The 22277-nt window shown below is 50.6% G+C and carries 20 protein-coding genes; 9 read left to right on the top strand and 11 right to left on the bottom strand.

From position 1 onward, the window contains the following. Nucleotides 1–39: 39 nt before the first annotated feature. The 6 genes from BMW93_RS24320 to BMW93_RS24295 are packed head-to-tail and all read left to right on the top strand — an operon-like array spanning nucleotide 40 to nucleotide 6170. Complete coding sequence (locus BMW93_RS24320) at nucleotides 40–1326, top strand: TolC family protein (protein WP_090382463.1); 1287 nt, start codon at nucleotides 40–42, stop codon at nucleotides 1324–1326. A 17-nt stretch (nucleotides 1327–1343) separates the two neighbouring features. Beyond that, the gene (locus BMW93_RS24315; RefSeq protein WP_090382461.1) at nucleotides 1344–2279 is read left to right on the top strand and encodes an HlyD family secretion protein; all 936 of its coding nucleotides are present in this window, start codon (nucleotides 1344–1346) and stop codon (nucleotides 2277–2279) included. Then, nucleotides 2279–3184: an ABC transporter ATP-binding protein gene (locus tag BMW93_RS24310; protein ID WP_090382459.1), complete on the top strand. Its 906-nt coding sequence runs from the start codon at nucleotides 2279–2281 to the stop codon at nucleotides 3182–3184. Before BMW93_RS24315 ends, BMW93_RS24310 begins: the two co-directional genes overlap by 1 nt. 15 nt (nucleotides 3185–3199) lie before the next feature. After that, the gene (locus BMW93_RS24305; protein WP_218147731.1) at nucleotides 3200–3946 is read left to right on the top strand and encodes an ABC transporter ATP-binding protein; all 747 of its coding nucleotides are present in this window, start codon (nucleotides 3200–3202) and stop codon (nucleotides 3944–3946) included. Nucleotides 3947–3948: 2 nt separating this feature from the next. Further along, on the top strand, nucleotides 3949–5055 hold the full coding sequence (locus BMW93_RS24300) for an ABC transporter permease (RefSeq protein WP_090382458.1): 1107 nt from the start codon (nucleotides 3949–3951) through the stop codon (nucleotides 5053–5055). After that, nucleotides 5052–6170, top strand: coding sequence for an ABC transporter permease (locus BMW93_RS24295; protein WP_090382455.1), 1119 nt, complete (start codon nucleotides 5052–5054; stop codon nucleotides 6168–6170). The genes BMW93_RS24300 and BMW93_RS24295 overlap by 4 nt, the downstream gene beginning before the upstream one ends. Before the next feature lie 31 nt (nucleotides 6171–6201). Here BMW93_RS24295 and BMW93_RS24290 read toward each other — a convergent pair whose 3' ends face one another. The 6 genes from BMW93_RS24290 to BMW93_RS24265 all read right to left on the bottom strand — a co-directional run bounded on the left by BMW93_RS24290 (nucleotide 6202) and on the right by BMW93_RS24265 (nucleotide 13000). Continuing rightward, the gene (locus BMW93_RS24290; RefSeq protein ID WP_090382453.1) at nucleotides 6202–7215 is read right to left on the bottom strand and encodes a zinc-binding alcohol dehydrogenase family protein; all 1014 of its coding nucleotides are present in this window, start codon (nucleotides 7213–7215) and stop codon (nucleotides 6202–6204) included. 7 nt (nucleotides 7216–7222) lie between these two features. Next, on the bottom strand, nucleotides 7223–8011 hold the full coding sequence (locus BMW93_RS24285; RefSeq protein ID WP_090382451.1) for an SDR family oxidoreductase: 789 nt from the start codon (nucleotides 8009–8011) through the stop codon (nucleotides 7223–7225). A 40-nt stretch (nucleotides 8012–8051) separates the two neighbouring features. Next, a complete protein-coding gene (gene fucP, locus BMW93_RS24280; RefSeq protein ID WP_090382448.1) occupies nucleotides 8052–9305 on the bottom strand; it encodes an L-fucose:H+ symporter permease in 1254 nt (417 codons plus the stop codon). Between the two features lie 133 nt (nucleotides 9306–9438). Next, nucleotides 9439–10185 carry a LytTR family DNA-binding domain-containing protein gene (locus BMW93_RS24275; RefSeq protein ID WP_090382447.1) on the bottom strand — a complete coding sequence of 249 codons (747 nt, stop codon included), beginning with the start codon at nucleotides 10183–10185 and terminating at the stop codon, nucleotides 9439–9441. 175 nt (nucleotides 10186–10360) lie between these two features. Next, nucleotides 10361–11386, bottom strand: a complete 1026-nt coding sequence (locus tag BMW93_RS24270) for a cytochrome d ubiquinol oxidase subunit II (RefSeq protein ID WP_090382445.1) — start codon at nucleotides 11384–11386, stop codon at nucleotides 10361–10363. A 303-nt stretch (nucleotides 11387–11689) separates the two neighbouring features. Beyond that, nucleotides 11690–13000: a cytochrome ubiquinol oxidase subunit I gene (locus tag BMW93_RS24265; RefSeq protein ID WP_090382442.1), complete on the bottom strand. Its 1311-nt coding sequence runs from the start codon at nucleotides 12998–13000 to the stop codon at nucleotides 11690–11692. Nucleotides 13001–13170: 170 nt separating this feature from the next. Between BMW93_RS24265 and BMW93_RS24260 the strand changes: the two genes are divergently transcribed. Next, a complete protein-coding gene (locus BMW93_RS24260) occupies nucleotides 13171–14421 on the top strand; it encodes a S9 family peptidase (RefSeq protein WP_218147730.1) in 1251 nt (416 codons plus the stop codon). Here the strand turns inward: BMW93_RS24260 and BMW93_RS24255 are convergent. From BMW93_RS24255 to BMW93_RS24245, 3 genes are all read right to left on the bottom strand, one after another. Beyond that, complete coding sequence (locus BMW93_RS24255) at nucleotides 14418–15419, bottom strand: 3-hydroxyacyl-CoA dehydrogenase family protein (RefSeq protein WP_090382438.1); 1002 nt, start codon at nucleotides 15417–15419, stop codon at nucleotides 14418–14420. The two genes, BMW93_RS24260 and BMW93_RS24255, sit on opposite strands and share 4 nt — an antisense overlap. 127 nt (nucleotides 15420–15546) lie before the next feature. Then, nucleotides 15547–15744, bottom strand: coding sequence for a CsbD family protein (locus BMW93_RS24250; protein ID WP_090382436.1), 198 nt, complete (start codon nucleotides 15742–15744; stop codon nucleotides 15547–15549). Nucleotides 15745–15943: 199 nt separating this feature from the next. Then, nucleotides 15944–17209: an AGE family epimerase/isomerase gene (locus BMW93_RS24245; protein ID WP_090382434.1), complete on the bottom strand. Its 1266-nt coding sequence runs from the start codon at nucleotides 17207–17209 to the stop codon at nucleotides 15944–15946. 205 nt (nucleotides 17210–17414) lie between these two features. Here BMW93_RS24245 and BMW93_RS24240 point away from each other — a divergent pair, with 205 nt between their 5' ends. Together BMW93_RS24240 and BMW93_RS24235 are read left to right on the top strand one after the other, a co-directional pair. Beyond that, nucleotides 17415–19133: a DNA polymerase/3'-5' exonuclease PolX gene (locus BMW93_RS24240; protein WP_090382709.1), complete on the top strand. Its 1719-nt coding sequence runs from the start codon at nucleotides 17415–17417 to the stop codon at nucleotides 19131–19133. A gap of 103 nt (nucleotides 19134–19236) precedes the next feature. Then, nucleotides 19237–20418: an ATP-binding protein gene (locus tag BMW93_RS24235; protein WP_090382432.1), complete on the top strand. Its 1182-nt coding sequence runs from the start codon at nucleotides 19237–19239 to the stop codon at nucleotides 20416–20418. Nucleotides 20419–20433: 15 nt separating this feature from the next. Here BMW93_RS24235 and BMW93_RS24230 read toward each other — a convergent pair whose 3' ends face one another. Continuing rightward, nucleotides 20434–21366, bottom strand: a complete 933-nt coding sequence (locus BMW93_RS24230) for a hydrogen peroxide-inducible genes activator (protein ID WP_090382429.1) — start codon at nucleotides 21364–21366, stop codon at nucleotides 20434–20436. A 43-nt stretch (nucleotides 21367–21409) separates the two neighbouring features. Continuing rightward, nucleotides 21410–22249: a KilA-N domain-containing protein gene (locus BMW93_RS24225; protein WP_090382427.1), complete on the bottom strand. Its 840-nt coding sequence runs from the start codon at nucleotides 22247–22249 to the stop codon at nucleotides 21410–21412. Between the last annotated feature and the right edge of the window lie 28 nt (nucleotides 22250–22277).

The following is a 22277-nucleotide window of genomic DNA, read 5'->3' as shown; positions in this document are numbered from 1 at the left end:
ATATATTAATCAAATGATTAAATAAAACGAATAAACAAAATGATTAATGAACTTAAAACGATTATTCTGACCGGCTGTCTGGCATTAGCTGTCACGCATTTGCAGGCGCAGGACAAGCCGCTGACGATCCGGGAGGCTTACCAGCTCGCCCGGAAAAACTACCCCATGATCCGGCAGCAGGGTTTGATAGAAAAGACACGCGATTACTCCGTAAGCAATGCCGCCAAGGGCTATTTGCCGCAGTTCTCCGTGCAGGGGCAGGCAACCTATCAGTCGGCGGTGACGGAGTTTAAATTGCCTGTCGCGATCCCCGGCGTGGAGTTTCCGAGCATTAGTAAGGATCAGTACAAGGTTTACGGCGAAGTGAACCAGACGATCTACGACGGCGGCAACATCCGCACACAGGTACGCTCGCACGAAGCGAATGCGCAGGTGGAGACGCAGAAGCTGGAAGTGGAATTGTACAAGCTGAACGAGCGGGTGAACCAACTGTTTTTCGGTATATTAATGCTGGATGAACAACTGAAACAGAACGACTTGCTGAAAAAGGACATCAACCTGGGCATTAAAAAGGTACAGGCACTCATCGACAACGGGACCGCATTCAAAAGTAATGCAAATACGTTGAAAGCGGAACTGCTTAAAGCCGACCAGCGTACCATCGACCTGAATGCCAGCCGCAAAGCCTACCTGGAAATGCTGGGATTGCTGACAGGCCAGCCGATGGGCGAGCTGGCGGTGCTGGAACGGCCTGCCAATCTGGTCGGAGGCGGCGATGTCAACCGGCCGGAACTCAGGCTCTACGAAGCTCAAAACCGCAGCCTGGATGTGCAATCGCAGCTGCTGGACGTGCGTAACCGCCCGAAACTCAACTTTTTCTTCCAGGGAGGTTATGGCCGGCCCGCATTGAATATTCTCAACAATGGCTTCGATACCTATTACATGACGGGTGTGCGGCTCAACTGGTCACTTTCGGGGCTGTATACCATTAAGAAAGATCGCGAACTGATACGGAACAGCCGGGACGCTATTCAGCTGCAAAAGGAAACATTTCTCTTCAATACCAACCTCACAGCCAGGCAGCAGAATGCCGAACTGGGCCGTTTTACCCAACTGCTGAGCACTGATGACGAGATTATTACCCTCCGTGAAAGCATTAAAACCACAGCGGCAGCGCAACTCGAAAATGGGGTGATCAATACGAACGATTTCCTGCGAGAAGTGAATGCCGAAGACCAGGCGCGGCAGAACAAAATCATGCACGGCATTCAGCTGCTGATGTCGCAATACAACCTCGATAACACCCTGGGAACCAATATTGAATAAGCAAATAATTACAAGACATGAAAACATATTCTTACTTGATCATACTGGCCGCGGCGATGGCGGCTTGCAACGGAAAAGAGAACCCTTACGACGCTTCCGGTACTTTTGAAGCCGTGGAAACGATTGTATCCGCAGAGGCGACCGGCCGTATTATGGAGCTGAACCTGGAAGAAGGCCAGCAGCTGAAAGCGGAGCAGACGGTGGGTTACATCGATAGCCTGCAATTGTCACTGCGCAAAAAGCAGCTCGAAGCGCAGATCAGGGCTACCGGCAGCCGGGTACCGGACATCGTAGCACAGACAAATGTCTACAAACAACAGATCGCTGTTTCGCAAGTTCGCCTCGATAACCTGCTCCACGAGCAGAAACGCGTTCAAAACCTGCTGAAAGCCGACGCGGCGACGCCCAAGCAGCTCGACGACATCAATGCGCAGGTGGAAGAAATGCAAAAGCAGCTGGATGTGATCCGTAAACAGGATGCGGCGCAAACCTCGGTTTTGAAAACGCAAACCTCCGGCTTGCGGGCAGATGTGCTGCCGTTAGTTGCGCAGATTGAGCAGATTGATGATCAGCTCGCCAAGTCGAAAATCGTCAACGAAGTGAATGGTACCGTGCTGACCAAATATGCGGAAGCGAACGAGATGGCAGCGGCCGGAAAGCCGTTGTACAAAATCGCTGACCTCTCAACGATCATCTTGCGCGCCTACGTAACCGGCGATCAGTTGACGGGCATTAAACTGAACCAGCAGGTAAAGGTGCTCGTAGACAGCGCCGACGGCCAATATCGCCAGTTGCCGGGCACGATCGAGTGGATCAGCAACAAGGCGGAGTTTACCCCGAAAACCATCCAGACGAAGGACGAACGCGCCAACCTTGTTTACGCTGTGAAGATCAGGGTGAAGAATGACGGGTACCTGAAAATAGGGATGTACGGAGAAGTAGCATTGAAATAATGGAAGCCGTTGTTGTCAAAAACCTGGTTAAAACCTACGGAAAAGAAAAGACTGTGGCGGTAGACGATGTGTCGTTTTCCGTCAGCCGGGGCGAGCTTTTCGGGTTGATAGGTCCGGATGGTGCGGGCAAGACCAGCATTTTCCGCATGCTGACTACGCTGCTCCTGCCGGATGGCGGCTCAGCAAGCGTCGACGGGCATGATATCGTGAAGGATTTCAGGCAGATACGGAGCTCGGTAGGGTATATGCCCGGCAAGTTTTCGCTCTACCAGGACCTTACCATTGAAGAGAACCTGCACTTTTTTGCCACCGTTTTCGGTACGACGATCGAGGAAAACTACCATTTGATCAAAGACATTTACGTGCAGATCGAGCCGTTCAAAAACCGGCGGGCGGGCAAGCTCTCCGGCGGAATGAAGCAGAAACTTGCATTGTGCTGCGCATTGATCCACAAACCGACCACATTGTTTCTCGACGAACCGACTACCGGCGTGGACCCCGTCTCGCGGAAGGAATTTTGGGAAATGCTCGCAAGGTTGAAAGAACAAAACATTACCATACTCGTTTCGACGCCTTACATGGACGAAGCTTCGCTTTGCGACCGCATCGCATTGATCCAGGGCGGCAAAATACTATCGATCGACACCCCGCAGAATATTATAAACGCCTATCCCGACCGGTTGCTGGCCATTAAAGCCAACGAAATGTACCGGCTGCTGAAAGTGCTGGAAGGCCATCCCGACATTCTGAACAGCTACGCATTCGGCGAATACGCGCACGCTACGTTCCGCGACGCGGATACGCACGCATTGCAGGCGTACCTGCGGGAGCATGGGCTCACGGACGTGGAGGTGAAGGACGCCGAGGTGACGATCGAGGATTCATTTATCAAATTACTACATTAAAAAAACGTCACAGCCATGATGCAGGACGATAAAGTGATAGTCTGCGAGAAGCTTACGAAGCGCTTCGGAGACTTTATAGCGACCAACGAAATTACGTTTGACGTACACAAAGGGGAGATTTTCGGCTTCCTGGGTGCCAACGGCGCCGGCAAAACCACCGCCATGCGCATGCTCTGTGGCCTTTCTTCGCCCAGTTCGGGCAAGGCGACCATTGCGGGTTACGATGTGTACACCCAAACGGAACAAATCAAGAAGAACATCGGCTACATGAGCCAGAAGTTTTCGCTTTATGAGAACCTCACGGTGAGGGAAAATATCGAGTTCTTCGGAGGCATTTACGGTCTTTCCGACGAGCGCATTAAATCCAAAACGGAGGAATTGCTTCAAAGGTTGGGTTTGAAAACCGAGGCAAACAAGCTGGTGGCTTCCCTGCCGCTGGGCTGGAAACAGAAGCTCTCCTTCTCGGTGGCGGTGCTGCACGAGCCTAAAATCGTGTTCCTTGACGAGCCTACGGGTGGCGTTGACCCGGTGACGCGGCGGCAGTTCTGGGACATGATCTACGAAGCGGCCGACAGCGGCATTACCGTGTTCGTGACCACGCATTACATGGACGAGGCCGAGTATTGCAACCGTATATCCATTATGGTGGATGGCAAAATGGAGGTGCTCGACACGCCGACGAACCTGAAAAACAGCTTTCACGCGCGGTCGATGGACGAAGTGTTTTACCAACTCGCGCGCGGCGCCAAAAGAGGGGACTAGCTATGAAACAATTTCTCGCATTTGTCAGAAAGGAATTTTACCACGTGCTGCGAGACCGTCGCACACTACTGATCCTCTTTGGAATGCCCATCGCGCAGATATTGATCTTCGGTTTTGCATTGACCAACGAGGTGAAAGATTCCGAAATACTAGTGGTGGACTATGCCAAAGACAATGCCTCTCAGGAGCTGTTGACGAAGATCGGTTCGAGCAGGTATTTCAATATACGGCAGGCCGCATTTACCCATAAGGAGATATTGGGCACGTTTCAGAAGGGTAAAATCAAGGCGGTGGTGGTGTTTCCTGCCAATTTTAATGGGGATTTGCTACACCATAATAAAGCGCAAATCCAGATCATTACCGACGCCAGCGACGTGAATACGGCGAATATGATCACTAATTACTTGTCGTCCATCGTCATGGATTACCAGAACCAGATCAACCAAAACCTGGAAATACCTTACCGCATCACACCCGAGGTACGCATGCTCTACAACCCGCAACTGAAAGGCGCGCACGGTTTCGTGCCGGGCGTGATGGCGTTGGTGCTGCTGCTGGTTTCGGTGATGATGACCGCTATTTCCATTGTGCGTGAGAAGGAAACCGGTACCATGGAAATCTTGCTCGTATCGCCATTTAAACCCGTGCTGGTGATTTTTGCCAAGGCATTTCCCTACCTCGCATTATCGCTGGTGAATGTGGTTGCGATCTTGCTGCTGAGCGTTTTTGTGCTGGATTTGCCTGTGAAAGGGAGCGTAGCGCTGCTGTTCGCGGAGAGTACCTTGTTTATCATCACCTGTCTGGCGCTGGGTATTTTTATCTCCATTAAAACCGATACGCAGCAGATCGCGATGCTCATTTCGCTGATGGGTATGCTGCTGCCGACGATGATGTTCAGCGGCTTCCTGTTCCCGATCGAGAATATGCCCGTGCCGTTGCAGATCATTTCGAACATCGTTCCTTCCAAATGGTTTTACATTATCGTCAAATCGATCATGATCAAGGGGTTAGGGATTGCGTCGCTTTGGAAAGAAACGCTGATTCTGCTCGGTATGACCGTGTTTCTGCTGCTGGTGAGTTTGAAAAGCTTTAAAATCCGTTTGCAATGAGGACATTACGATTTTTGTTACGCAAAGAATTCCGGCAGATTTTCAGGGATAAGGCCATTGTGGCGATGATTTTTTTCATGCCGATGGTGCAGCTGATACTCATGCCGCTCGCTGCGGATTACGAGGTGAGGAATATCAATTTATCGGTAGTCGATCACGACAAATCGCCGTATTCCCGAAAACTGATTTCCAAAATCGTGGCGTCCGGTTACTTCCGGCTCACGGGCTACAATGCATCATTTAAAGAAGCATTCGGCCTGATCGAGTCCGATAAGGCGGATCTGATACTGGAAATTCCCCACGATTTTGAAAAAAGACTGATCCGCGAAGACGAGGAAAAGCTCTTCATAGCGGTGAATGCGATCAACGGCACAAAAGCGAGCCTGGGAGGTTCCTATCTCGGGAGCATTATCGGGGATTTCAATGCGGATATCCGTATGCAACTCGTCACGCCACCGCGGTTCAGCCAGTTTCCGGTGATCGACGTCGTGGGTTCCAACTGGTTCAACCCGGTTTTGAATTACAAGGTATTTATCGTTCCGGGCATTCTTGCGATCCTCGTTACGATGGTCGGTGGGTTCTTATCCGCGTTAAATATTGTGCGGGAAAAGGAGATAGGAACGATCGAGCAGATCAACGTGACGCCTATCAAGAAACACATTTTTATTTTGGGTAAACTGATCCCGTTCTGGGTTTTGGCCAATATCGTTTTCACAATAGGCCTGCTGGTAGCGCGGTTTGTATACGGAATCGTGCCGGTAGGAAGTTTGCTGACGCTCTATGCATTCATTTCGGTGTATTTGCTGGCCGTTTTGGGCTTTGGCTTGCTGGTATCGACGTTTTGTGACACCCAGCAGCAGGCCATGTTTATCATGTTCTTTTTCATGATGTTGTTCATACTGCTGGGCGGTCTGTTTACATCGATCGACAGCATGCCCGACTGGGCAAAAATGATCACGCGCGTCAACCCGGTGCGTTACATGATCGAGGTCATGCGAATGGTCATGCTCAAAGGCAGCAGCTTCGCCGACGTTCTCCCTCATGTAGGAATAGTATCGCTAATGGCTGCGGTACTGAATGGTTGGGCGATTTTGAATTACAAGAAGACGAATTGAGACGATTGATCATCGAGGACTGCACACCTGACTAATCCAGCTCCACCATCGCCTTAATCACCCCGTTAGCCGGGTCGAGCCAGCTTTCGAACTCATTCTTCACCTGGCTAAATGCCACGCGGTGGGTAATGTATGTTTTCGGATCTACCAACCCATTTTTCATGCTGTGGATCACGTGCTCGAAATCGGCGCGGGTGGCGTTTCGGCTGCTCATTAATGTCGCCTCGCGCTTGTGGAATTCGGGATGGCTGAATGCGATTTCGCCCTTTTGAAGGCCGACGAGTACATATTTGCCGCCGTGGGCCAGGTAAGCGAATGCGGTGTTAATGGCGCGTAAATTGCCGGTCGCGTCGATCACTACGGTCGGCATATCGCCATTTGTGATCTCGGTGAGGCGTTCGGCCACGTTTTCGGTCAGCCCGTTCACGGTATGCTCCACGCCGATGCGCTCGCGGCAGAATGCCAGGCGCTGGTCGTTGATATCCAATGCGATCACCTTTCCGCCGGCAATGCGTGCAAATTCCATGGTACCCAGTCCGATAGGCCCCGCACCGACGACGAGCACGAATTCGTCCTTACGCACGTCCGCGCGTCGTACGCCATGCGCGCCTATCGCGAGCGGCTCCACGAGCGCGAGTTCGTCGAAGCTCAGGCCGTCGCCGTGCACGAGCGAGTAGGAGGGGACGGAGAGGTACTCCGCCATCCCGCCGTCGATATGCACGCCGGAGACTTTCAGGCTGGTGCAGCAATTGGGCTTGCCATTGCGGCAGGCCACGCATTTGCCGCAGTTGAAATAAGGGACAAATGTGACGGCCTCGCCTTTGACAAAACCGGGCGCGTCCGTTTCGACGATTTCGCCGGCCAGTTCGTGGCCGAGGATTCTCGGATAGTTAAAGAAAGGCTGCGTTCCCTCGTAGGCGTGCAAGTCGGTTCCGCAAATGCCTATTCTTTTGATTTTCAATATGCTATGCCCGGGCGCCGCTACGGGAGCCTCTGCCTCTTCGTAAGAAAACGAGCCGGGTGTGGTACAGACGAGTATTTCCATGGATAGATTAGGAATTGGCTAGCGCGCGGTCGAGGTGGACGTAGCCGCCGTCGACGTAAATGAGCTGTCCGGTAGTGTGGCTGGATGTTTCCGAAAGCAGGAAAACGGTCATATTCGCGATTTCCTCGGCAGTTGTCATGCGGTTTTCCAATGGGATATTCGCCGTGATGGCCGCTAGTTTCTCCTGCGGATTAGGCAACGTTTCGATCCATTTTTCGTACAGCGGCGTCCAGCATTCGGCTACGATCACCGAGTTCACGCGGATTCCGTATTTCAGCAATTCCACCGCCCATTCGCGCGTCAGCGCATTGCGACCGCCGTTGGACGCGGCATATGCCGACGTTCCGCCCTGACCTGTATCCGCAGTTTTGGAACTTATATTGACGATAGAACCCTTGGAAGCCTTCAAAGCCGGCAATGCATAATGCGCCATCAGATAGTAATGCACGACGTTCTTGTGCAAAGAAGCGATAAAACCTTCATAACTGCCGTTTTCAAGCCCCACACCATCATTAACACCTGCATTATTGACCAGACCGTCGATCCGGCCATATTTTTCCAGAACCGCTTTCACCGCTTTTTCCGATGCTTCCGGCTGCGTAAGCTCGGCAGCTACCTGAAAAGCCTCTTTGCCCTGCGCCGTCAGCGCGTCTACTACTTTCTGGTTGTCTTCCGCATTTCTGCCGACGATCACCGGGATCGCGCCTTCGGATGCCAGCACCTGCACGATGCCCTCGCCAATGCCTTTGGCCCCGCCGGTCACGATGACCACTTTATTTTGAAGTTTTAAATCCATTAGTATTAATATAAAAACTTATAAATGAATTGCTTAACTATTAATGAGAAGTGCCTAGCGTCACGCTCTTCACCGAACTGTTACGGATTGCGAAGTATAGTACTACGAGGAAACACACCGCAGGGACTATATAAGCCGTTTGAATGGACGAAATATCCGATACTTGCCCCATAATCACCGGGAAAAAAGCGCCGCCGACGATGGACATAATGACAAGCGACGAACCGATTTTAGTTTTCTCACCCAGGCCGCGGATACTCAGTGCGAAAATTGTCGGGAACATGATCGACATGAAGAATTCGACACCCACCAGCGCGTAAACCGAGAACATGCCGTCGGTAAGTACCGCGATAATGAGCAGAACGATATTGGCGACGCTGTAAATAGCCAGCAAACGCGGCGGCGCCACGAAACGCATCAGATAGGTACCTATAAACCGGCCGATCATGAATGCCAGCAATGCGCCGGAAAGCAGATATGCCGCCGTTTTTTCATCGATACCAGCCACATGATCAGCGAAACGGATGAAAAAGCTGCTAATGCACACCTGCGCGCCTACATAAAAGAATTGCGCCGTGGTACCGAGAATCAGGTTTTTTTCGCCCCAGATCGAGCCGGCCGGCTTTTGTTCCACTTCTTGTTCCTCCTTGATTTCAGGTAACGCAGTCCGCCAGATCATCACCGCGACGAGCAATACGACCAGACCGATCAGTATAAATGGAATTTGCACGGACGATGCTTCTTCGTTCAGGTAGGCATTTAGCTGGTCGGGCGACATGGCCTGATGCTCGGCCTCGCTGAGCGTTTTGCCCGAAAGAATGAATTTTCCACCCATTAATGGCGCCAGAAATGCCGCGAGGCCATTGAATGACTGCGCAAAATTGAGCCGTTGCGTTGCGGAATCGGCATCGCCCAACACGGTAATGTACGGGTTAGCCGCGGTTTCGAGCATCGTCAATCCGCTGGCGATCACAAACAATGCGAACAGGAAGAATCCGAAATGCCGCATTTCGGCTGCGGGGTAAAATAAGAATGAGCCAGCGGCAAAAAGCAGTAATCCAAAGGCGATACCGGCCTTGTACCCATACTTTTTCATGAAAAGCCCGGCGGGCAATGCGATGAGGAAGTAAGCGATGTAGGAAGCGGAGTCGATCAGCGCCGATTGAAAGTCGCTGAGCTGACAGGCTTTCTTTAAATGCGGGATCAGGATCGGGTTGAGATTGAGGGCAAAGCCCCAGAGAAAAAACAGTGACGTGATGAGGATGACAGCCAGCCGCGTCTTACGATCGGTCATAAAGGTTAAGTATTATAAATCAGGAACGGCTGTAAAGTAAAACAAAACAATGCAAAGGAATTATATTTTTTTACGGGGAAATGCTGCTTCGCCCCATAAACATTCCGATACATTGTTTTGCAAAGGCTGGTTGTCAGATATTCAGTTGCCGCTGGACTTCGTCTTTTTTCCGGCGTGAGACCTCGATGCGCGAGCCGTCGGAGAGGATGATGAATTCGTTGTTGTTGCTGATCCGGATAATATGGTCGAGGTTGACCAGATGTGACTTATGCGTCCGCACGAACCGGAACTTGGCCAGCATATCCTCGAAATGTTTCAGCGTTTTGCTCGCCACGAAAGGCCGTTTGTTGATCAGGTGCATGATCGTGTAGTTGCGGTCGGCTTCGAGGCGGAGGATTTCATGCACCATAAAAAAGAAAACGCCCTCGCTCGAAGGTACGGCCAGCCGGAAATCCTTGATATCCCGTTTGTCGATATTGGCCGCGAGATTATCGAAGAGCATTTTGCGTTGCCGGAAGCTTTCACTTTTCGTGTAATGCCGCTTCACGGCTTCCTGCAAATCAATAGGATCAATGGGTTTCAGCAGGTAATCCAGCGCACTGAACCGGATCGCCTGGATGGCGTAGCTGTTGTGTGCCGTGATGAAAATCACATCGAAGTCGGGAATATTGGGAAGCTGTAAAAAATCGAACCCGTTCTGGTGTGGCATTTCTATGTCGAGAAACACGAGGTCGGGATGGTAGAATTCCAGCACACCCTGAGCCTCTTCCACGGATGCGGCCGTCCGTACCTCCGAGATGTCGGGTACGTAAGTGATGATAAGTTGGTGCAAAACATTGCGGGCCCTTGGCTCGTCGTCGATGATCAGCGCTTTTATCATAGTGGGTATGGCGTTAAAGATCTTGTGAATGCAGCTCACCCGGCTGCGATTTTTTCACAAAGTATGATAACGGGCACAACCGCACCTATTCCAATGTCCGTATGGTACCAAATGATTATTGAAAGGAATACGAGCCCGAACGGGCCCGATTTTGCGCGCTTTTTGAGATGATATATTAATGCGTCTGGCCTTCGTAGCCGAGCGGTTTTTTCTGGAAACTGTAAATCAGGTAAAAAAGCGCCGGTAGTATCAGGATGCTGCCCAGCAGCAATGCCCAGGCGAGTGCCTCGATCGTTTTTTCCTGACCGGCGTGTTCGGTAAGTGACAGATACCCGCCGTCTTTCAGAATGACGATGTTGGGAAAGTGTTTGAAAGTAGTGGTGAGCAGGATCATCGTCACCTGAAAACCAGCCAGCGGCCGCAGCAGTCCGATCTTGCCCTGGTAGAGCAAGGCCCACATCCAGATCAGCGAGAGCGTAGCCGAAAGGATGGCAATGCGGCCCGTCCAGTTGCCGAAAACCCAGTCGAACAGCGGAATGTGCTCATACCAGGCAGCGGCGAAAACCAACGCGCCACAGATAACCGCGGCGATATTGAAAAATTGTGCCTTATGCGCAAAGCGCAGCCTTTCGTGCTCGACTTCGGTTTCGCCAATGAGGTATACCGACGCCAGAAAGCCGCAAATCGATACCGTGAACAACCCTACCGTCACCGAAAACCAATGCAGCCAGCTGAAAATGTACGCATCGGCAAATGTACCCGCCTGCGGATCGATATGCCCGGAAACCGCGCTGCCGGCGATAATGCCCAGGAAAAGAGGCGTGGTGAAGCTGGAAACTGCGAAAATGGTATTGTACAAATGCTGCATATCGTCCACGACGGCGTCGTAGTGCCTGAATGTAAATGCAGTACCGCGCGCGATAATGCCGATCAGCATGACGGTCAGCGGAATGTGCAGGTTCACCGACATGGTGGAGTAAATAATGGGAAAACCGACGAACAGGATCACAATGGCGATGATCAGCCACATATGGTTCGCTTCCCAGATAGGCCCTATGGCCGAATAAAGCGTTTTACGGGTAACCTGCTTGTTCTTCTGCGAAGTAAAAAGCTCGATAATCCCCGCGCCAAAATCCGCCCCGCCCAGCAGCAGGTAAAGCAAAATCGACGCCCAGAGGTAGGTGATGACGATGTAGAGCATTTTTAATGATTTAATGATTGAATGAGCCGCCGTGGAATGGGGAATGAATGAATTTTGAATGAGTGAATTTTGAATGAGTGAATGAGTGAATGAGTGAATGAGTGAATGAGTGAATGAGTGAATTGTCAGGTCTTGTCAAGATTAGTCATGAGTGGTTTAACTTAATATTGAAAATTTCGCAACTTCTGACCTAATCTATTCAGTCATTCAGTCATTCAGTCATTCAGTCATTCAGTCATTCAGTCATTCAGTCATTCAGTCATTCACTCATTCACTCATTCACTCATTCAATCATTCAATCATTCAATCAATATCGTACAATTCCCCAACCATCCGTATCTGCCGGTAAAGCATGAACACCACAAATGCGGCTAGTGAGACGTAGATGGCTGTGAACAGGTAAAACGAGTAGGCTATGCCGGGCATGGGGGTTACGGCGTCGGCGGTGCGCATGATGCCGTAGATGATCCACGGCTGGCGGCCTACTTCGGTGACGGTCCAGCCGGCTTCGACGGCGATAAAACCCAGCGGCGTGGCCAATGCAAAGATTTTCAGCAGCCAGGGCTCTTGCAGCCATTTTCGCTTCTTCCACAATGCGGCAAAATAGAGCACCGAAACCAGCATCATCGCCATGCCCATCCCGACCATGATCTGGAATGCATAATGCGTTATCGCAACGGGCGGATGGTTTTCTTCCGGAATACGATCGAGGCCGGTCACTTCGGATTTGAAATCGCCATGCGCCAGAAAGCTGAGAAAGCCCGGTAGCTTAATCGCAAAATCGACCTCCTTCTTTTCTTCATTTGGAATACCGCCTACCAGCAGCGACGCGGATTTTTCGGTGTGAAAATGTGCTTCCATCGCCGCCAGCTTGGCCGGTTGGCGGATAGCGACGTCTTTGGCGGAAATATCCCCGCTCAACGGCTGCACCAATGCCGCGACGCAGCCGAATACGGCCGCGATCGTAAAGGATTTGGTATGAAAAAGCACATTGCTCCCGCGCAGGATCATGAGCGCGTGTACGCCTGCTACCGCGAAGCCCGTGGCGGCGAATGCGGCGATCGTCATATGCAATGCCTGTGAGAACCACGCCTCGTTGAACATCGCGGCAATGGGGTCGATATTCAGGTATTGTCCATTAATGTATTCAAAACCTGCCGGGCTGTTCATCCATGCGTTGGCCGCGACCACGAGTATGCCCGAAGCGAGCCCGCTTACGCCCACGACCACGCCCGTGAACCAGTGAAACCACGGATTGAACCGGTCCCAGCCGTAGAGGAAAAAGCCGAGCGCGATCGCTTCAATAAAAAATGCCGTTCCTTCAAGAGAAAACGGCATTCCGAAAATAGGCCCCGCATGTTTCATAAACTCCGGCCATAGAAGCCCGAGCTCGAACGACAACACCGTACCCGACACGGCGCCGGTAGCGAAAAAGATTGCAACACCTTTGCTCCAAGCTTTCGTAACGTTTTTATAGACGGTCTGGCCGGTTTTGAGATAGTAGTAATGGGCAACTGCCATAAAGAACGGCATGACCATTCCGATACAGGAAAATATGATGTGAAACCCCAGCGAAAGGGCCATTTGGGATCTGGCGGCTATGAAGTCGGTCATGGGAATAGATTTACTGAAAAAATATCGTTTTCCGGTTTAGGAGCAGCCTGCCAAGGGTATTTCAAAACTAGTCAAGACTTTTTAGAAGAACCATCATTTACACTAAAATGATCGGGTTTTTGGCCTTTTTTTATCAAAATGTTTCAAGCGTTATGAAAACCATGAACAGGGTGAAAAAAATCATTGCCATACTGCTATTGCTGGCCGGAGCCGCTCACGCACAATTTCAACAACCGTGGCTGATAGACGCCCGGCACATCAAAACCGATACGCTGTTGTGGGACCTGAAGGCGCTTAGTAAATCCCCGCCGTCCCGCTGGCTCGATGATAGCAGTAAGGTGCGGTCGCTGTTGTACAAGAGCGTCGATTTCGAAGGCAAGCCGACGGAAGTATTCGCTTACTATTCCAACCCGGATATTATCGCCGGCCGACCGGCAGGTAACCAGAAGTTCCCCGGAATGGTGCTCATCCACGGCGGTGGCGGCAAGGCATTCCGGGAATGGGTGGAAAAATGGGCGAACGAGGGTTATGCGGCCATCGCAATGGACTTATCGGGTAACGGCGCCGACGGGCAGAAGGTAGCCCAGCCCGGGCCGGAACAATCGGGTGAAAACAAGTTTCAGAATATTGAAAAGGGTAATTTAAAGAATGTGTGGACGTATCACGCCGTTGCGAGTTCCATTCTGGCGCATTCACTTTTGCTAAGCTTTCCGGAAATCGATCCGCTGCGTACCGGCGTGACCGGCATTAGCTGGGGGGGCTACCTGACCTGCCTCGTCGCGAGCCTCGACAGCCGTTTCATCGCCGCCGCGCCGGTTTATGGATGTGGCTTTTACGACGAATCGGATGTTTTCAAGCAAAGCCTGAATGCATTGTCGCCTGCCGCGAAAGCACGTTGGATGAAGTTCTTCGACCCGTCAGCCTACCTGGCTTATTCGAAGCCTTTTATGTTTTTTATTAATGGAAATAAAGACAAGCATTACAATGTGGGGCCGTACATCAAGACTTATGAATTAAGTAAAAACAAACAAGTTTGCATCATCCCCAACATGCCGCATAGCCACACGAGTGGCTGGGAGCCCGTCGAGATCCGTACTTTTTTCGATGGTGCATTGAATGGTAACCCTCGTCCATTTGTAACGGCGAGCAGGGTTAGTTTGGATAAAAATCAGCTGACAGTGATCCTTAAACCCGTCGCAGGCAAACAGGTAGCATCCGCCGAGTTTTACTATACCAACGACATAACCTCGGACAACGAGAAGCGCACCTGGAACCACAGCCCCGCGACGATCAACGAGGACACGCAGACCATCGTACAAACCATTCCAAAAGAGGGGTACAAGTATGCGTTTTTTTATTTGAAAGATACGGACGGCGTTTCGGGGACTACGGTTTTTTTGAAGGACGGGAAGTTGGATTAGGTGTTTTCAGAAGATTCCTGATCTTTCTTCTCAGCCAACCGCCGTTTCACGATATCCCCGGGATATTTCAAAGCCAACTCGCGAATATCATAAGTGAATTCCTTAAAAGTCTCTTCCCAAACCTCCGCTTCGCCGGGCTCATATTCATAAAAACCATGTGAATTGAGGACGCCTTTGCCGCCTTCGCGCACGACTTTATCGATCAGTTCAGGCACTTCGGTGCTGTTATTGAGCGTAGGAAGCAGGTTTTTCATCACGGTGTGGTACGCCGGAACGCCCGTGAGGTCCATCCAGCGGAATACGCCGACGAGCGTCATAAAGTAACCCGCATTGTTGCGGCACGAGCGGTCGACGTCCTCGATGGTGGCGTAGCCATTTTCGACCAGACTGATGGCCTCGCGGTACATGGCGTACATGAGACGATTGGTGATAAAGCCGGCGATGTCTTTCCGCACGAGAATAGGCTCCTTGCCCCACAAATGCGAAAGTTCATACAGGTACTCGCCATTTTGAATATCGGTATCGTCGCCGCAAATGATTTCCAGGAAGCGGGTCGTGTGCGCGGGCTCTGTCCAGTGCAGGCCCAGGAAGCGCGACGGATGCTGCGTGAGTTTTTGGAGCTGGCTGATGGGAATAGCCGAGGTATTGCTGGTCAGGAGCGCGTCCGGTGCAATTTCTTTTTCAATCTTTTGATACACCGCATTCTTAACATCGATATTCTCGATCGTGCATTCATTCACGAGTTTGCAGGGATAGAGCACAGAATAATCCTCAGTAATGATCAGTTTCCGCAAATAGTACTCCGGCTCGTTTTCGATAATGCCGTTCTGCCAGGCATTTTGCAAATGCTCCCGAATGCGGCGTTCGGCATGGTCGAGGTCAGCGGGGATGGGCGCCACGGCCGCTACCGGGTGCCCGGCGATGAGCAGGCAGGTTACAATACTGCAACCCATTAGACCAAGACCAACAATGCCGACGGGTATTTCATTTGGATTCATTTCTGAAAGCGGATTTAGGATTTGATGCGGGCAATTTAATGTTAAAAGCGCATCCCGGCAGCCGGTTACTACAAAAAAAGCCCCGAAACCAATGATTCCGGGGCTTATATCGACCTGTTTTCAGGATCTAGCGCGACCAGCTGTCTACTTCACTTTCCACCTCTTCTCTGGTTTTGCCGATCTTCTTCTGAATTTTTCCAAGAAGTTCGTCTTCTTTTCCTTCTTCATAAAGCAGGTCGTCATCGGTCAAGTCAGCGTATTGTTGCTTGAACTTTCCTTTGAGTTCGTTCCAGTTGCCTTTAACTTGTTGTGTGAATGCGCTCATGATTGTGTGGTTTTTGAGTTTGATAATGGCGCCTTTTCAAGCGCTTTGTACATTATCTTTTTCAAGAACCATTCCAATGCGAAAACTGGCCTGAGACGCGGTTTTGGCATTATCAATGAGCAAAAATTTACCCGGAACGTCCCAAAAGCGTTGCTAGTGCGCCGCGATAGATGTCAGTCTGAGCGCACCGGGCCGACATTTATCCGATCAGCTTATCCAAACGCACGATCCCCTGTACCATCGAGCGCACCGAGTGGTAGTTGACCTTCCACGAATGGCTCATATGCTTCCAGATCGGTTCGCCCTGACGCGTGAGCAACGGGAGCCATTCGCCTACCGAATGGTGGATCATTTTGTCGAACACAAAGCGGTGGGTAGCGTCGTAGGCTTTCAGGTATTTTTCATCGCCGTAAACCCGGTAGGCATCGAGCATCCCGATAATTACCTCGGCCTGCTGCCAGAACTCCTTCTCGCGGTCGTACACCTCACCCGCATGCGAGCCTTCCACGTACACGCCCCCGAACTCCCAGTCGATGCCGTACTCCACGGCGTGGTCATAAGATGCGGTAAGCTGGTCGTGGTATTTGTCGTAAGGAATGCCCGCGATGTCGAGCGCGTGCATGAGCAGCCAGGCGAACTCTACATTGTGGCCGTAGCTGGTATTGTCTTCGGCGGCGCTTTTGAGGCCATCTTCGGAGAAACGGTCCCAGCCCCATATAATGTCGAATTTGATCTGTGGTGCCACGGTCCAGTCTTCCCAGAACTGCGGAATACCCGTTTTGTATTGCGGGTGCATGATCTTGTTGAGCAGCAGATTGATGATTTCCACAAGCTTGCGGCGGTGAACCTGCTGGCCGGAAGCTTCATATAATGTAGTGAATGCCTCCATGAGGTGCATATGCGCATCGAGCGTCTTGCGGTCGCCGCCTGCGGCGCCAGGGCCTTTCAAGTCCCAGTTGCGATGGAACATTTCGAAGTAACCGCCATAATAGGTATCCGCGCCATGTTTTTGTAATAAATCAAAAACCTTTTCGGCATACTCCAAACCACGCGGGTCGCCGGTGGCCAATGTGTATTCTGCCAGGCTGTAAATCGCGAAACTGTGCCCGTAGACGATTTTTTCATCGATTTTGACATTACCCTTGCGGTCCATCAGCCAGTAAAACCCGCCAAATTCGTTGTCCCACATTTTGTCGATCAGAAAATCCACCCCGTGCCGGGCAATTTCGGCGTAACGGCCGTCTCCATACCCCGCGCGGTGCGCCGAGGAGAAAGTATAAACCGTGCGGGTCTGCGCGATCAGCGACTTTTCATCCTCTCCCGAATCATTGCCTGCATTATCGAAATGGGTAATAAAACCGCCGTTCTCCTTGTCCACAGCGCGATTTTCCCAAAAAGGCAGCAATTCGTTGGTCAAATGCTGACGGATTTCCTCGCGGTAGCTTTTCAATTGATCTACATTCATTGTTTAAAATATGGTCAGAGTTTTGAAATGGTTGTTGGATATACTTGAATGCGGCCTGCGTCGGCTATTTGGCGCGGGCCAATTATCACTATAAATATTTTTTTCTGGAATATTTACTCTACAACGGTTACCGTCCCAGGCCGCGCGCTTGCAAATGCTGATCCATACGTCGTAATTCGCAATGAATTCATCAATCCCGATCCCCATGAGTAATTCTGAAATCGTAGAAGTCCTCGAACTAACTGCCAAGCTGCTGGAACTGCACAATGCCGACCCTTTCAAAATCAAAGGATATTCCGTAGCGGCTTTTTACCTGGATAAATACAAGGAAGGCGAACTGCAATTCATGACCGAGCAGGAGCTGACCAAATTGCAGGGGGTTGGGAAGAGTACGGCCACCAAAATCGCACAGATCGCGAAAACCGGCACCTTCCCGGAGCTCGAAGAACTGATTGCGAACACGCCGCTGGGCGTGATGGAAATGTTCAATATCAAAGGGATCGGGCCGAAAAAGATCGCCGTTTTGTGGCAGGAATTGGGCATCGATAACCTGCACGAACTGGAACTGGCTTGTTTGAATGGTACTGTTGCCAAAGTGAAGGGCTTCGGAGGAAATACCCAGCAAAAAATCCTCGATTCGCTGGCATTTTTGAAAGATCAGGCAGGAAAACTGCGCATGGATAAGGCGGAGGCCGTGGCGAAATTGATCGTGAATGAATTGAAGAAGACATTCGATCAGGTGGAAGCTGCGGGGGAAGTAAGAAGAAAATCGGAAGTAGTCGAGACCATCCGGATTCTGGTCGGAACCGATTCTCCGGCGCTTCTCCAAAATACAATTGGTGCCATTGAATTACTGGTGCAGGACGAAAAGATATCGTCGCCGTTTGTGTGGCGCGGTCATATACAGGACGTAGCGGTAGCGATTGAAATCGTGGCGGCGAAACCCGATCGGCTGGTCAATGAACTTTTCCTCGAAACCGCCGGTGCCGATCACCTTGGTCTTGCAGGTACATCGGGCAGTACGATCTGGCGGCATGCCTACTATGAAACCGCTGATACCGAGCATGCTATTTATGAAAAGGCGGGCTTGCCTTACATCGTGCCCGAAATGCGCGAAGGGGCAGGGGAGCTCATATGGGCGGAGACCCGTACGCCTGACCAGCTTGTGACCTGGGACGACCTCAAAGGTATTTTGCACAACCACAGTACCTATTCCGACGGACAGCATACCCTCGAACAAATGGCACTGTACTGCCGCGAACTCGGTTTCGAATACCTCGGTATCGCCGACCATTCCCAAACCGCCACTTACGCACAAGGGCTGAAAGTGGAAGACGTCGAACGTCAGCACGAGGAAATCGCAAGGCTGAATGCTCGCTTCGCTTCCGAAAACCCCGCAAAACCTTTCAAGATCCTGAAAGGCATTGAATCCGATATTCTCGGCGACGGCTCGCTCGATTACCCGACGGACGTGCTGGCCTCCTTCGACTACATCGTCGCCTCCGTGCATAGCAACCTCTCGATGACGCTCGAAAAAGCAACCGCACGCCTGCTCAAAGCCATCGAAAACCCATATACCACCATTTTAGGTCACCCGACCGGTCGCCTGCTCCTTTCCCGCGAGGGCTACCCGATCGACCATCAGGTGGTGATCGACGCCTGTGCTGCCAATGGCGTCGTCATCGAAATCAATGCCTCCCCCTGGCGCCTCGACCTCGACTGGCGATGGATTGCTTACTGCATGGAAAAAGGCGTCATGCTCAGCATCAACCCGGACGCCCATGCGATGGAAGGCTACCTCGATATGCATTACGGAGTTGCGAATGCCAGAAAGGGCGGTTTGACGAAGGATATGACTTTTAATGCGTTGAGTTTGGGGCAAATGGAGGAGTATCTGAGGGGACGGGCTGGTAAAATAGCTTAACTTTTTTTTTAAGTGCAGGTGTAATATAGTTATACTATTTTAGTATCGTACTTGTAAAATAGTATAACTATATTTGCAGTGTACTTGGAAAATAGTAAAAGCTATGTTTATCACACGCTACATTTATCCTAAACTTCTTGCGCATTCTACCAAACGGCAGATTACTGTTCTCACCGGAATGAGACGGACGGGTAAGACTACGCTCTTGAAGCAACTGATGGCGCAGTGCGATATCCCGCAAAAGCATTACTTTGATCTGGAGAGGATAGATGTGCGCGCTCTTTTTTCCGAACCTAATTACGAAACCATTGTCCAGGCGCTGAGCCGGCAGGGAACGGACTTTTCTAAGAAAGTGCTGATATGCATTGATGAAATACAGCTGGTGCCCAATTTGCCGAGCGTACTTAAATACCTGTATGTCACCTATGACGTCAAGTTTATCGTCACAGGTTCGAGTGCCTATTATATGAAAAACCAATTCTCGGAATCCCTGGCAGGTCGGAAGAAGATCTTTGAGATATTTCCGCTGACTTTTGGGGAGCTGTTAACATTCAAAGGAATACATACTAGTAGGCCGGAAATTCCCAAAGCGTCAAAATTCATTCCTTCCGAGTATGAGCGTTTGAAAGGGTATTATGATGAATTCATCAATTTTGGAGGATTTCCGGAAGTAGTTTTGGCAGAATCGGCAGAAGATAAGCGTGACTTGATCAGTGATATTCTGAGTTCTTACATCAACTTTGACCTTACGATGCTTTCCGATATTCGTAATCCGACCAATTTGTTCAAATTGATCAAGTTGCTCTCGGTACGCATTGGTACTAAGCTGGACATTTCAAAACTTACGAGCCTGACAGGCATGGCGCGGCAGACGGTAGAGAATTATCTGGATTTGCTTGAAAAAAGCTATTTGATTAAGACAATCCCTGTGCTTGCGAATAGTCCGGACCGTGAAATAGTGAAGGCAAAGAAGGTCTATTTCCTCGATAATGGTATTGCTTCACTGGCGGGAGAGCTGGGTAGCGGTTCGAAATTTGAGAATGCGGTATTCAATCAGTTGATTCATAGGGGAGAAGTCGCTTACTACCAGCTGAAAACCGGTCGGGAGATTGATTTTATCCTCGATCAAAAGCAATGCTTTGAGGTAAAGGAAACTGCGACTGAGGCTGATCTGAAGAATACTGAATCGCTGGCGAAAAACCTGGATATCAGTGAGTCTTATGTGGTCGGAAGGCATCCGGTCAGACGATTCGACGGCTTTATATGGGGAGGTTTTCTTCAATAACCTCCCTTTTTTTCTTTACAAAACCTTCACCTCCACATCCTTATTCAAAATCCCCTCCGGCAAATGTGCCGTAATGCCTTCCCGCAACGCCTCGATCAGCCGGGCTTTCATCTGCTCGCGGTTCACGACCAGACATACCTCGCGCGCGGGCTCGGGGAAGCGGAAGTGGCGGATGTGCTTCTGACGTTCTTCGGATAGCTCCATGACCGCCATTTCGGGCAGGATGGTGATGCCGCCGTTGCGTTCGACCATGCGGATGAGCGTTTCGATGCTGCCGGACCGGTAGCTGAAACTGCTGCCGAACTGGCTGCTGCGGCTCAGTTCGCACAGTCGCTGAATTTGTGTGCGGAAGCAATGGCCTTCTTCCAGGAGCCAGAGTTCATTGGGTTCGATGTCAGTGGGCAGAATGTATTGTTTGGAATACAAATCTGTTTTTTCGGAAACGTAGGCATAAAACCGTTCCCTGTAGAGCGGGATTTCCCGCAAGCTGTTTTCTTCCGATACGGAAGCGATGATGCCGACATCGAGGTTCCCCATTTTCAAAGCAGAAATGATCCGGTCCGTGATCATTTCCGAGACGTGGAGTTTGATATCGGGGAAGTTGGAAATAAACGGATTCACGAAATGCGGGAGCAAGTAGGGCGCGATCGTAGGAATAACGCCCACGTGCAGTTCTCCCGACAAGTCCCCATTGAAATGCTTGGCAATTTCATTGATCCGCGCCGTTTCGCGCAGAATTGTTTTGGCCTGGTCGATAATCTCGCGCCCGACGCTTGTAGGTATGATAGGCTGTTTTGTCCGATCGAAAATTTTGACTGAAAGTTCCTCCTCCAATTTCCGGATCATCATGGAAAGCGTAGGCTGCGTAACGTTACAATGTTCGGCAGCCTGGATGAAATGGCGGTGGTTGTCGACGGCGACGATATATTCCAGTTGCTGGATGTTCATTTTGAATGCTATATAAATTTTATTTATGCAAAGATAATAGCTATCACTTTGGTTGATCTAATGCCAGAAAAGCTTTTTGTAACGAAGCATTCGCTACCAGCGACCTCATCTGAATAATCGCGATCCGGTTGAGCTCTATCGCCCGCTCCGTGGCCTGCCTGCCCTGACCGATTAACATTGCATTGATACTTTCCAGATTTGAAAGCACCACAAGCTGTTCCATCGTCGCCGAGTCGCGGAGGTTTCCGCGTTTGGGATTAAGTTTCACCCATTCCTGGGCGGTCATACCGAATAACGCGAGGTTCAGAATGTCGGCTTCTTCGGCGTAAATCTTACTTATGATGATCGGATCGAGTACTTTGGGGACCAAATTTTCTTTGATAGCGTCGGTTTGAATGGTGTAGTTGATCTTGGCCAAGCTGCGCCGTAGGTCCCAGTCGAGTTGCAGGCGGTTGTTTTCTTCGTCTTTTAACCGCTGGAATTCTTTGATCAGGTAGAGTTTAAAGGAAGGAGAAATCCAGGACGCGAACTCGAAGGCAATGTCCCGGTGTGCGAAAGTGCCGCCATTGTATCGACCCGTCTTCGCTATCAACCCAATCGCATTGGTTTTCTCGATCCATTGTTTGGAGGTAAGTACGTAGCTGTTACTTCCGGCTCCATTTTTAATGTTACCGAATTCGGTAATATTAAAACCTGGGTTGTGTAGCTGCTCCCAAAGTCCGATGAATTCGATAGTAAACCTGGTACTAAGCCAGTGCGAGATCACGAGACCCGTAGCGGTGTTTTTTTGCCGTGCAATGTCGGTCAGTGAAATAAAGTCGCCATTCTCGCGGTTCAATACGCTAATCTCCTGCTCATTTACAATAATTTTCTGATTTTTCATTTCGAAGAATGTTTAAGTTTAACATTCT

The sequence above is a fragment of the Dyadobacter sp. SG02 genome (genome assembly GCF_900109045.1).
Lineage (GTDB): Bacteria > Bacteroidota > Bacteroidia > Cytophagales > Spirosomataceae > Dyadobacter.
Note: the sequence above shows the minus strand (reverse complement) of the source record. Positions and strands in the feature narration are given on the sequence as shown.